This window comes from Chitinophagaceae bacterium (genome assembly GCA_007695095.1).
GTDB lineage: Bacteria > Bacteroidota > Bacteroidia > Chitinophagales > REEL01 > REEL01.
Map to the genome: position 1 here is coordinate 1 of REEL01000161.1, position 14,137 is coordinate 14,137.

Annotated in this window: 6 protein-coding genes; 2 read left to right on the plus strand and 4 right to left on the minus strand. The window is 37.3% G+C overall.

Going from position 1 to position 14,137, the window contains the following annotated elements; genetic code table 11:
* Positions 1–420 precede the first annotated feature (420 nt).
* The 4 genes from EA412_13545 to EA412_13560 form a co-directional block, all read right to left on the minus strand.
* Positions 421–4,509, minus strand: coding sequence for a BspA family leucine-rich repeat surface protein (locus EA412_13545; protein ID TVR76464.1), 4,089 nt, complete (start codon positions 4,507–4,509; stop codon positions 421–423).
* 19 nt (positions 4,510–4,528) lie between these two features.
* Positions 4,529–6,694 carry a T9SS C-terminal target domain-containing protein gene (locus EA412_13550; protein TVR76465.1) on the minus strand — a complete coding sequence of 722 codons (2,166 nt, stop codon included), beginning with the start codon at positions 6,692–6,694 and terminating at the stop codon, positions 4,529–4,531.
* 1,038 nt (positions 6,695–7,732) lie between these two features.
* On the minus strand, positions 7,733–9,307 hold the full coding sequence (locus EA412_13555; GenBank protein TVR76466.1) for an FAD-binding protein: 1,575 nt from the start codon (positions 9,305–9,307) through the stop codon (positions 7,733–7,735).
* A gap of 403 nt (positions 9,308–9,710) precedes the next feature.
* The gene (locus tag EA412_13560) at positions 9,711–10,175 is read right to left on the minus strand and encodes a hypothetical protein (GenBank protein TVR76467.1); all 465 of its coding nucleotides are present in this window, start codon (positions 10,173–10,175) and stop codon (positions 9,711–9,713) included.
* A 409-nt stretch (positions 10,176–10,584) separates the two neighbouring features.
* Between EA412_13560 and EA412_13565 the strand changes: the two genes are divergently transcribed.
* Both EA412_13565 and EA412_13570 read left to right on the plus strand, forming a co-directional pair.
* Entirely contained in the window at positions 10,585–11,304 is a 720-nt protein-coding gene (locus EA412_13565) for a class I SAM-dependent methyltransferase (protein TVR76468.1), read from the plus strand.
* A gap of 345 nt (positions 11,305–11,649) precedes the next feature.
* Positions 11,650–14,022 carry a hypothetical protein gene (locus EA412_13570; protein ID TVR76469.1) on the plus strand — a complete coding sequence of 791 codons (2,373 nt, stop codon included), beginning with the start codon at positions 11,650–11,652 and terminating at the stop codon, positions 14,020–14,022.
* The last annotated feature ends 115 nt before the right edge of the window (positions 14,023–14,137 follow it).

The following is a 14,137-nucleotide window of genomic DNA, read 5'->3' on the forward strand; positions in this document are numbered from 1 at the left end:
GAAACAGACATCTTGATTTCATAAATTTTTCTTTAGTGGTTACTTTGATACTGTGCCTTCGCATCTTGCGAGTGTATGTTGATTAGCCTCCGGCTAAAAAATTCTATGTCTTTAACTGCCAATCCGGTATAAACACGCTGCAAGATGCAGCAATACCCTCACGCTCGCAAGATGCGAGGGCAAATAATATGAATTATTAAAATGGAATTTTGAACAATTATTTTAATTACATTAGATTGATATTTTGATTGATTCCTTTCAGCTTTATCTATAGAAATGTGGTATCAACTTTATCATATTTGGTCGTCTAGCAAGTTTGATAATACCCCAAAAAGCATCTTGTCTGCTGGTGGATTTTATCATATTTGACGTTGCAAAAATAGTGCGGTAATAAAAGATGCGCTATTCTAAAATTATCTTTCAGTAGTTCAACTTCAATAACTTTACCACAACTAATGTTTTACCAGAAAACATATCATAAACCTTTAAAACATATGTCCCTTCTGGAATTGCGTATTGTAATGGTATTTTATTTAGTCCTTTATCAATTTCAGATTTGATTTTTTTAAGCTCTTTTCCACTTATGTCAAATAAGGTTAGTTCTGCCATAGTTGAATAAGTCGAGAATATCTCCAACAATGTATGTTCTCTAAATGGATTGGGATATAGTTTAACATAAAATTCATCATTTATATATGAAATAATTGAAGATTCAATGGAAACATGAACACTTCCATTAATCAATTTAAATGGTACTATTTCTATTTCATCGTTAATGAACTCAATTTCAATAGTTGGAGAATTGCCAAAAGAAATTACTGTACTGTCACCCAAAGATCCTAAAACTTCAAAACTTAGATAAAATAAGGTCTCATCATCTAAAAGTGAGAAAATGTTACCACTTAAATCAAACCATGTAACATTTAATAACCCTTCATTAATAAAACCTTCACCTGTAAAAACATTTATACCATTCCCTGCTGAAATCACACTATCAAATCTTATCACATCAGGATTCCAATGTAAGGCAAACTCAAAGCCGGAAATTTCAATAAAATTAGATACAGAAACCGGTATTTGAATAAAACTATTTGTTGAGGTTTCTATTTGTGGAATAGTCATAATAATAGTGTCTTGACTTTTAAACTGACTAATTTTGGCTTTAAATGGTTCATATGTATTATTGACATCGCCCAATTTAAGACTAATAAAATCCAATCCTGACGTATCTGTTGCCTGCTGATTCAATTTGATATACTCCGGATAATCAAATGGCAAAGAGGGATTTTGAAAAACAAAGTCTTCCTTTATAAATACCCAATTTTTCCCTTCCGGAAAAACAGTGATATTTCCTAGTTTTAAAGCATTGATAAGATTTACATCTGCCAAAGAAATTGTTTCACTAAAATTGACATCCGCAGCAATGATTTTATAAGCACTGTTTAAAGTAGCTGTTGATGGTATATTCAACACATCTCTTAAAATAATCACCATATCAGCAATTGAAATGCCATTGGCCAAATCTATTTCAGGGCCTTTAAATGGCACTATTGCGCCCGATATTCCGAAAGGTAAATTAAGGGTATAATTTCCACTTGGTGCATCCACCTCTTTTGCTGCTTGTAAACAGTCTTTGCCTGACACACTGCTGCAATCTGCATTCCATTCTATTACATGAACAATTCCATTTGCATCATAAGCATAAGTAATGCAAACATAGCTGTACTGATTTGCTCCCGTAAAGATATCTGTGGATGTGGGTAAGCACTTACAAGCACATGCCGGAGCAGAGGTAAAATGGCTTTGTGTTGCAGGATAAAATGGAATGGATATATTCTGATAAACAGCTGCACCATATTCAGTTTGAATATTTCCCTGAATATTTAAAACTTGAACTACTTTTACTACGCCCGGTAGCAATAACACTGTATTGGCTATGTTTTGACTGGAGTCGATAAATTGAATGGGCAAGGGTACATCTATAAAATCTAAGGAAGATGATGAACCCGGTTGACCCAAAACTGAAAAGGTAAGTGTTAATAAATCATAGCCGTCAGGCAAAGATAAAGGAAGGCCGTTCTGCGAAGTCCAGTTTACGGTTATGATTCCCTGACCGGCAAGGGTGGTGTCTAAAATTAGACCTATCAGGTTTTCATTGTAAAAATAATCTTTCCAAAGCAAGGCATTTGGACTAAATTGTAGTGTGAAGCTACCGGAAATAAAACCTGAAAAGTTTTGAACCTTTAATGGAGTCAGAATGGTAGCCCCCTGAATGGTTGGAATGGTGTCGAAAAACAAATAGGTATTATTTAGATTTGAGGGTAAACAATCTACATTAATAAACTGATCTCCGGAAATCGTCCAAGAACGGTTTAAAACAAGGGTATCTCTTGCCGGTTGTGCGGATATACCGTACTCGAGATTATTTGCTCCAAGCATTCGTCCGCTTACATTGGGGTTATTATTGGCCCAGCCTGTTAATGTGGCTGAATAATTTGCGCAATCCAGGCCACTGTTGTTGAGCATGTTCAACAAGTTTACATTTGAATTCAACTCCCATTCTCCTATACTCTGATTAAAAAGAGCTGCTCCAGAAAACATGCTATTCATATTGTTAACATTACTAACATCCCAGCTAACGATGTCACCATTAAAAGAGATGCAGCCATTGAACATTGAAAACATTGATGTTACCCCAGATAAGTTAGGTGTATCAATAGCGTTGTAAGTTAGATTGATACATCCCCAAAATGCCTTTTCCATGGAAGTCCATTCAATATTTCCCCATTGTTCAATAGTAAGTATTTTATGATTATCACCATCGTTGTTAAAATAAATCCTGGGGAAGTCTCCGCTAATTTCTACCCGGTAAATACCTGCGGCCGGGAATGTAATTGTGAGGTTGCCGGTGACATTTGTTTCCATGCCGTTAATGGCATTATTGCTAATATCTTCCCAATACACATCATAATTGTATCCCGTTCCGAAAGTCGGAATGATGATTTGGTTGCTATCAGAAATGCCCGGATTGGCGGTATTCCAAGTAGTGATGAAGGGAGAACCATATTGACAACTGCCGTCATCACATTCGGCAAGTGGGTTAAAGTTACTGGCTGAAAAGTCGGTGCAACCTGAAGGCAATTGATTATTGACTAAAAACTGTTGTGTAAAGGAGGTGGTATCAGGAAATACGCAGGCTGAGGAAGATGTCATAAAAACTTTAAGACTACTTTGTGCCGGGATAGTGTCGGTATATAAATTGAAGGTTGGAGTATTGGCTTCAACAAGTACACCATTTAAATACCAATCGAATATAGGTTGTGGACCTCCCCAATTGGAAATGGCAGAAATGTCGATGGTAGCATTAGGACATAATTCAATGACCGGTGCCATTCCTTCACTAAAGTCCATTTCCACTTCCGATAGAGGATTCAAATCTGATTCAAAAGAGTGCCAATAAGGAGTGCCAATAAAAAGAGTTTGAGCTCCTAATGAATCTAATAAAACCAGTCTTAGCTCATAATAGCCCGGCAATGGAATGTTTGTTGGTAAAAAATCTCTGATAACTCCTGTGCCTTCCTGAGCCGGAAAATTTCCCAAAGCAATAAAACTATTGAATTGATCTTGAGAAATTTGCACCTGAAACAGTTCATTTGGTGAAGTGACGATATTGGATGCTTTATAGGCTATATTAAAAGAGTCGTTTGGACAAATATTTAAATTCCACACTGAGGAAGTGTATTGTGAAAAGTCATTTAAATCTTCTACCCACAGGCAAGGTTCAACATGCAGTTTAAGAATTCTGGGTGTGCACCCAGATATGGTATCTAAAAAAACTCCGGAGGATGTATATCCGGAAAAAGTATCACCAATACAAATATTAATTGTGGGCGATGCATAGTTAAGTACAATAGTGGGCTTGATAAAATCAGGATTTAAGTTACCAATCCCGGCAATTTGATGAGTAAAATCTGATGTTGCTTCAATTCGAACCCCTAAGTAAGGCGACAAGGTATCTTCTATAATAGATCTGAAGAACTGCAAGTCCGGCATGGTTTGAGTAAAAGGGGCATCGTATAAAGAAAAACCGCAGCCACTGCATGGTAAGGTGTTTTGATCATAATTTCTATCGACGACAATTGCACCTGTGACATAATAATCTGCAGTATCTATTACTCCGTTACCCTGATAAAAATGATAGCGAATATTTTGTCCGGGCCCGGCTTGCGGTAATTGACCGGAGTAAAGAAGTGATGCAGATGAAATATCAGAAGCCTTTGGAATAACAGACAAATCGAACTCCATAACTACGACTTGCTTAAAACTGCCTGATTGACTTACCTCAAAAATTACCGCAGAATCATTTATAGCAGTAATTGAATTATCGAAGGTAAAGGCAGCATTACTCTCCGCAGGTATTTGGTTAATCGGACATTGGGCGGAAGCTACTATTACCATAAATAATACGCTCAAAGAAAGTACCCCTTTTTTGTAATACCCTTTAACCATTTTAAGAAAATGTGTTTAATTAAAACTTAACTACTTTGCTGTTAAATAGATACTGATTTTGATACTCATCCCAAAAAATGATAAAATATATCCCTGTCGGAAGTGATTCCCCTAACTTTATTTTGTTCAATCCGGGACGAGTGGACAGTTTTTTTGTTTCTATTACTTTACCCGAAAAGTCATAAATCATAGCTGTCAGATTTATTTCTTTAAATACGTCCATCTCAACATATATATAATTATCAAACGGATTAGGGTAAGCCTTTATGGAATTAATCTGATTCAATAACTCTATAACATTAGACTCAATAGATACGATTACTTTACCATCTTGCAAAACCGGTATCAACGGTTCAATATCTTGGTTTACAAATTCAATAGGTGTGGCAATATTTTCAGTAAAACGGATGTAAGTACTGTCGCCATGATTGCCAATTACAGAGAACTTCATCATAAAAAGAGTATCATTATCATCTAACGATTGAGAAAGTCCCATTAAATCATCCCAAAGCACTATTAAACGACCTTCCGAAGTAAAGTGAGTTCCTGCAAGGGGTTGTATATTATTTTGAGTATAAACCATGTTCTCATATTCTAAAACAGTTGAATCCCATTCTACATTAAACTGAAAGGCTGCAATACCATTAAAATCACTTACAATGACAGGAACTTCAATAGTAGATTCTTCTGAAACCTGATGTTCATTTATAAACAATGATACGAAGTCCGAATTTGAAACTTTAGCTACGGTTGGATCAAAGCTGGAATTGACATCACCTAATTTTACTCCAAAGAAATTTACCTGCCCTATGGTTCCGAAAATACTATCCAATAATGTGAAGTGAGGATAATCAAATGGATTTAATGGATCCGGAAAGATATAATTTTCCGGTATGAAAGTCCAACCTCCGAGCGGTAAGAGATTTGTTCCACCGGAAATAATCAGACTTTGAATAAAATTAATATCCAAAAAAGAAATTTCACCATCTTTATTGACATCGGCAGCAATTAAGGCATAAGGATTTGATATTGAAGAAACCGCCAAAATGTGTTGTCTAATAATAGCAATATCTGCTGAAGTGATGCCATTTGTAGGGATGCTGTCATTGTACCTTGTTGGCATAACAACTATATCAGATCCTTCTAGGAAATCTAATTCATATCCACCAAATGAATCAACTGGTGCACCTACTGGAGCATCAGGATAAAAAGCATAACTTCCAATGTTATCAACCACTGATCCAGATCCAGAAGGGTCGCAAGAATTACCATGTTTCGGGCAAGCCCCTTTTCCAGCAGGGGCCCCATCAACAAAGCACTGCCATACTCCAATCCAACCATCTCCACCAGTATGACCGTGCATAACCGATGGTTTATCTTTTTTACATTCACAATAACAAGGATACACATCTATAATATCAGGAGGATCAGTGACGCTAGTATCAATAGAAATGTCTCCTATTCTAATTGGGGCTCCTTCTATTAGTTCCCAACCACCCCCTGAAGAAGGATGGATGTAAGGTGCTGGGCCTGTGTGCAGTGTAATCAATGAATCTCCATCCAACAACCGTGACCAATCAACAAGAAAAAAACTATCGATAAAAAAACTTTTAAAATCTGCATACATACTCTGAAAAGACACAGCTTTTCCATTCGGTGCAAAAATATTCCCTGAAATCTTAGACTTCCTAAAAGCATTCACTCCCCCCGGCTTAAGCTCATAATCATTTAATTGGTTAAAATCTTTATCAATAATTTCTATGTTGGTCGGTGAATTTGAAAAGTCTATAGAAGAAAAGCCTCCAGCAGTATTTCTTATTTTAAACCTAAGGTTAAATAGAACAGTATTGTCAGCAAGCGTTTCAGAGGTAGCATTAATGTCGAACCAACCGACTGTTAAAATACCTTGAGAAGACATGTTGGAATTAAATGATATGTTTTGAAAAGCACATGGGCAATTAATTGAAATAAACTCTAATTGAGTAGTATCAAAATTCAAAGAAAATTGAAAAGATTTAATATCAATGAAACGCTCTGCTTTTAGCTCAAGTGAAACAGTATCTCCAGGAGACCCGGCAACAGTATCAAAAGAAAAAACTGGATCCAGAAACTGCCCAAATGCACCTTTAAACATAAGAACCATCAATAAAGTAAGACTGAGTTTAGTTGATAATAATGACTTCATTTTTGTAGATTTTAATTAACACCATATGTATATTGCACAATAATAACAAAGTATTTATTAAAACAAAAAAATATTGCAGCATTTATTTATTTCTAATTAATTTACACATGTGTATTGTTCAGATGTATGACTGAACACTGCCTTCTTTCCCCTCTATCCTTTAGCCTATCTGTAGGTCCTTACCGGACAAATATCAAACAAGCAATCTGCATTAGGTGTCAGTCCACATTTTATAATTTTTCCCATCCCAATTCATGTCCTACACTACCCTCTGGCAGCAGCTCCCCCCTCTTAATAGTGCCCTCACTCAAACAAGATATGATGTGTTGTAATTGGTTGATGGAATAACACCCGGCACGGCGGGAGCGCCCAAGCCCATTATATCACACTTTCAGGGTTTTGTTCAAAATAAAATAGAGTTGTTTATTTTTAAAGAAAAATTTTATTTGGATTTTTTTGGAGGGGGGTTTATGTTAAGCGGTATGAATGTGTTCTATGGGTTGTTCTGATGTAGAGACGCGATTAATCGCGTCTCTACCGTTTTTTTACGTAGATTTTGGATGCACCTAAGGCGTCTTCGTCTTCCTGTCCTGCGAATGTATTTGTTAATAGCCTCCGGCTAAATATGCCATGACTTTAATTGCTGCTATACCGGAAAAAAAACTGCAAGATGCAAGCAAGGGCTGGTTTGCTGATATGATTATAATTTGTTCGTTTTTGGTGGTAAGTGTTTTGTGAATGCAGCAATGTAGAAATGCAAATCAGCAGGAACGTTGCATAGTAGAGACGTTGCATGCAACGTCTCTACTGCAACGTCTCTACATTTGATGCATCGGGCAATGCATGACATCCACACAATACCCAAAACCGTCGTAATTATTACCCAAAAATTCATGCCTCTCACTCTTACCCGGGCAGCAGCCCCCGCGTGAGTGATAGGAGCGGAAAGCCCGGAGCGCAGTGAGGACTTGGAGCGGATAGCACGACCCGAAGGGGCACGCCCAAATTATGTTTTTAGGGTTTTAAATATATCATTTATCAAGCGGAAGTTAGCCGGGTAATTATTGCTTCTGCGCATTTTTCGCCATCAATGGCTGCGGAAACGATACCGCCGGCATAGCCTGCGCCTTCACCGCAAGGGTACAAGCCTTTGATTTCGGGGTGTTGAAGACTTTCCTTATCGCGGGGAATTCGGACGGGAGAAGATGTCCGGGATTCGGTAGCGACAATCACAGCATCGGGATGATTAAAACCGGGCATTTTTTTGGAAAAAGCGATAAAGCCGTTTCGCAGGCGAGTGACTAATTGTTTAGGGAAAAGAGTGTCCATCTCTACGGAAGTCAGGCCGGGAATATATGAGCAGTTGGGTAAGGTCTGGGATTTTTGTTTGCGGATGAAATCTGCCAGGCGTTGTGCAGGCGCTTTTTGGGAGCCACCCGCCAACTGACAGGCTTTTTGTTCAATGCTTTCCTGAAATTTGATACCCTTCAGCGGACCGTATTTTTCAAAGTCTTTTAAGGCTTCATCATCGATGGTAACAACAATTCCTGAATTGGCAAAAGGGTTGTTTCTTTTGGAGGGAGACCAGCCGTTTGTGACGACTTCGCCCGGAGCAGTTGCGCAAGGAGCAATTATTCCACCCGGACACATGCAGAAAGAGTACACACCTTTGCCGTCAACCTGCTCAACCAGACTGTAAGCAGAAGGCGGAAGGTTATCGCCCCTGTTTTCTGTTTTATACTGGATTTTATCAATGAGAGTCTGAGGATGTTCGACACGCACTCCAAGAGCAAAGGGTTTGAACTCAATCAGGATGTTTTTTTCTTTTAATAAATAAAAAATGTCTCTTGCCGAATGTCCGGTAGCAAGGATTACAGCGTCTCCGAGAAATTTTTCTTTTTCATTTGTGACGATTCCTTTTATTTGATTTTTTTCAATGATGAGGTCTGTCAATTTGGTTTCAAAACACACTTCACCTCCTCGGGCAATGATAGTCTCCCGAATGTCTGTGATGATTTTCGGTAATTTGTTTGTCCCGATATGCGGGTGAGCATCAACAAGTATGTTTTCATCAGCACCATGTTGGACAAAAGTCTCCAGTATGCTTGTGATACTGCCGCGTTTTCCGGATCGGGTATAAAGCTTGCCGTCGGAATAGGTGCCGGCGCCTCCTTCTCCAAAACAGTAATTTGACTCGGGATTAACGATATGTTCTTTATTGATTTTTGCCAAATCTCTGCGGCGGGCACGCACATCTTTTCCACGCTCAATCACTATTGGCTGAATGCCGTGCTCAAGCAATTTTAATGCGGCAAAAAGTCCGGCGGGGCCTGCACCGACTATGATGGCTTTTTTTGATTTGTCTGAGTTTTTGTAAATCCTAACGGCAGGTTTGTAAAAGTCCGGCTCTTGTCCTTTAAGTCTGTACTCCACACGCAACTGATAAACTGCCGGTTTTTTACGGGCATCAAGAGAACGTTTTATGATTTTTATGGCAGAAATGTCATTTTTGCTGATTTGCTGTTTTTGGGCAAGCAGCTTCATGATTTTATCTTCATGATGTGCATCTTCCGGGAGTACCCGCAAATCAATAATCTGCCCGGGAAATTTCATCTGTTTGAGTTTAGTTTTATTCCTGTCATCAGTAGCTGTTTATGTAAACAAAGATAGGGGTTTGTAGATAAAACGGAAGCTTATCTGATTTCAAGTGTGGGGAGGGGTATTGGTTTTTAAAATTTTTTAAAGTTTTATTGTGCTTTTTGCAACTGGCCACCCTTTTATAAATTCCTTTTTTGGGTGTAGTTTTTGATGTATTGCCTGTGTTTATCAGCAATTACAGAACCCGGGTTTTTTATAGTTATCAGGTTACCCACACTCAAGGGGTTCTATTCGTAAGATGCTGAATTTCGTATGGATTTAATAAAATGGAATGGTATGCAATCTTTATTTGAGAGGCGGCAGAGGCGCAATCTCGCCTCTAAAATTTTAAGAAGATATGAATCTCGCCTTTATCATTTTAAGGCTTTATCCAAAACAAGGTTAAATCACCTAAATAGTTATCGTCTACATAATATTTTACCATAAAACCTATAGCCTCAATTTCTTTAATTAAAGAACCATCCTCTTTGTTCCATGACCATTTTTCCCGAAACTTTAGCTCTGAAATATCTTCCGGTGAGACTTTATTTTCATTTACTATAATATCCGGTTCATTTGTGTTTGGGTTGATAGTATGAACGGTATCAATAGAATGTAAAATTTCACTTATTTGATCTTTGTTTAATAAAGAGTATTTATCGGTTTCAGTTGAATTAAAAACTTTCAATTCTCCGGATGTAATATCTTCAAAAACTGAATTTAACCAGTTTAATCTGTAAGTGTCTTCAATGTTACCTTTATGTGAGTCATCAGCTTTTGCCTCTTGATTAATTGGTACGGAATACTCTATTGAAGGAGTTATTTCCTGAGCATAAGCGTACAATGTAAAAACAAATGACAATAGAAAAATGGATAGATTAGCTTTCATGATATTTATATTTTATGAGTGGATAAATTTCTGATATTGAACTTTAAAAGCTGATTAAGTAAGCATACTTTGTTCTTTAACGTTATGCATGATGACTAAAGTATAATTTTGTGTAAATGAGCGTTTAGATTATGAAAACTCACACTTTATCCGACAAAGTTCTCTATCCAAATATATTCCTTTCAAAAAATGAATCTTTTACACGGTCGTCAGAAATATGTGTGTTATACAAGTTTAAATACTACTCTCAGGCCACTTAAATGATAAAATATAGACTTACCGCTTCAAAAAAGCTTGTTTACGGTCAATGATTTCAGATTACTTATATAATTTATTATATTTGAATTAATTTAAATTGAGAATCATGACTTTAAATCTTATTCAACGTATTTTATCTGCTTTTACTTTCAAAAAAGAAACTGCAGCAAAGCCTGATTTAGCGTTTATTGCTCAGCAACTAAGAAAGCCATCCGGTGATTTTGCACCTAAAATTGCCGAAAAAATGAATAATAGCAATGAAACATTGTTTGATTTCACTCTTGAGTATGTACAAGCCGATAATGAAGAAAAAATTCTTGAAATCGGCTTTGGAAGTGGTTTGTTTTTTAAAAAGATTTTTGCTTACGGAAAGAGTCCTCAAGTACACGGTATAGATTTTTCAAAAGAAATGCTTGATTTAGCCGGTAAAAACAACATTGAGTTAATCAATTCCGGGAAACTGACATTAGTTCACGGGAGTAGTGATTGTCTCCCTTATGCAGACAATACTTTCGATAAAGTTTATTGCAATATGGTTATTTACTTTTGGGAAGACCCCTCCACTCACCTTAAAGAAATCCGTAGGGTTTTGAAGCCGGAAGGCAGCTTTTTTACCGGGTACAGAACAAGGGAAAGCATGCTGGGCTTTCCTTTTACAAAACATGGATTTATTCTTTATGAACCCAAAGAATGGGAGGATGTTTTGAAAGCAAATAATTTTTCTGTCATTGGTTCCAATCTTAGAAATGATCCTCCCTTTGAAAGTGACAGCAAACAGATTGAGTTGGTGTCTGTATGTACCGCTTCTGAAGTTGTTAAGGATTGAAATAGTTCATATAGTCTTAACTTTTTAAATTGGTTTGCAAGTTACCTTATCAAAATCAATTGTTTTTTGCGTAATATATTTATTGAAGAAAAAATCAATAAAAAAATTTTACTTCAAAATATTCGTCAAATACGCCTGTCTATAATACCTCCGGAATTTTATATCTACAATTTATTCCCTAAAAAAGGATTTGATTAAAGATAAAAGACACTGAAAAATACATTTAAAAGCAAAAAAATACTATATTAGATGTTGATTATGAATAAATAATGCAGGCGGTAATAAATATATTATTTAAATCGACTGTTATTTGCTTTTTGTAAAGTGTTTATAAACTCCTTGCTTATGCTTAGATTTCTACTTCTTTCCTTCGGTTTTTTATCTATAATTATTGGTAGTGCACAAGCACAATTTTGTGACCAGGCTCAGGCAACACCGGGATTTCCGTCCGACTTAAATTGCCAGACATCTGTATGTAATATAGATCCATTTTGCTGCAATAGTTTATGGGATGGAATCTGTGCATCTATGGCTGAAAATGATCCTAATTGTACAGCATGTTTGTCCACAGCAGGGGGTTGTCCTGCACCTGCACCTTATTCTCCGGGAGACCCTTGCTATGATTTAATAGTTACAAACGATCCATTTTGCTGTAATACTATGTGGGATGCTTTTTGTCAGGCCGACTATGATGCTTGCAGTGGAGGTGGAGGAGGTTGTGCAGCCACATCCCCGTACTCGCCGGGAGATAATTGTTATGATTTAGTGATAGCAAGTGACCCATATTGTTGTGATATACAATGGGATGCTTTTTGTCAGGCGGCATATGATGATTGTGGCGGGTGTTTAAACACCATTCAATTTCCGGGTATTGCTATTGCCGCAGATCCTTCAGGAAGCCCGGTAATGATATCAGGCTGTAGTTTTCAGACTGAATTTTCTGTAATCACAAACATAGTTGCCGGAAATATTTATCAGTTTTCTGCAACAAATGGATATATAACTGTTCGCGAAGGCGCTTTTAACGGTCCGGTAGTAGCAAGTGGTTTTACACCGGTAAACTATTTAGCAAATTCCAATCAGAATCTTTATATCCATTGGACGGTAGACGGTAATTGTAATACGGCGACAAACTGTATAGAAACAAGTGTGCAATGTATTTCTTGTACTAGTAATGAATTGCTTATTCATCAAAACTTAAGTGATTATGATTTAGCTCAAAGTCTTGTTGGAAATGGAGTTTCAATATCTAACGTCCAAATAACCTGCAACTCAAATTCCTATGGAAGCTTTCAGGAGAATACTTCAAACCTTGGTTTACCCGAAGGTGTTCTTTTAACTACCGGAAATATTTATGAAGTAGCAAATCCTTCTTCACTCTTTATGAGTACTGATATGGGAAGTCCGGGTGACGCTACATTAAATCAGCTTGTCAGCCCTCAGGTTACTTATGATGCATGTGTAATGCAATTTGATGTTACTCCATTGGGAGATACTTTGCGTTTTCGCTACAGATTTGGTTCAGAGGAGTACCCTGAGTTTGTTTGCTCCCAGTATAATGATGTATTCGGATTTTTTATAAACGGACCTAATCCACAAGGTGGAAATTATACTGATCAAAACATTGCTATCGTTCCCGGCACTAATTTGCCGGTTGCAATAAATTCAATCAATTCCGGGACTCCCGGAGTCTTTGCAAGCGGAAGCTGTAACAATCCGGGCGAGTCTTTGGCTTTTTCAAGTTTGTATGTAAACAATATTAGTCCTGCATCACCAACTTATAATAGTATAATATTTGATGGTTTAACAGGTATATTGACAGCAGAAATTGAAGTTATTCCCTGCCAAACATATACACTTAAGTTAGCAATAGCAGATGTGGGTGATGGTGTTTTTGATTCAGGTGTATTTGTCGAAGAAATTAGCAGCCCCGAGGTTGAAATGGAAGTTTCAACACAGGCAGGAATTCCTTATGCGGTTGCCGGTTGTAATGATGGAATTCTAAACTTCTCAACAAATTTTATAAGTCAGGATCCTATAGTTACTCACTTTATAGTTGGAGGGTCTGCCCTGCCCGGCATTAATTATAATCCTTTGCCCGACAGTGTAGTTATTCAACCGGGTGAGTCTTCATTTCAGTTAGATGTTGAAGTCTTGGAAGATCTTCAAAACCTGGGTGGTGACAGCATTACAATAAGTCTTATTGATCCGTGTACCGGCTTGGCTTTTCAAACGACAACTTTGTTTATAGTTAGTGAACCGGAAATAGATTTACCGTTTTCGGATACTTTGTTATGTGCAGGAGAAAGCGTTCAGCTTATCGCTGACGGAGCCTATTCATATAGCTGGTCTCCATCAACGGCTTTGAATGACGATCAAATCAGTAACCCTATAGCAACTCCTTCTGATTCTATTGTTTATACAGTAACCGGAAGTCTGGGTAATTGTCCGGAAGATTCAGCGGATGTAACCGTTAATGTAGTTCCTTATACAAGTGGTGTTTGGATGGGTACAATTAATGAAGATTGGCATGTAGATGCAAATTGGGGATGCGGAGGAGTTCCAAACCCAACCACAGATGTTCTTATACCGGGTGCGCCTCTTAACCAACCAATAATATACAGCAACAATACAGGTGTCTGCAGAAGTATCTGGTTGGAAAGCGGAGCAAGGCTTGAAATAGAAAGTCAGGCAATTCTAAATGTAAACGAACCTTAGTTCAAGCGGATAAATAATCTTGATTTTGGGTGACCCATTGCATAAAACAGGAATGATTAACTTGAACAATAGAACATCTGAATGAAGAAATCAGAAATTAGAACGTTACTAAAAT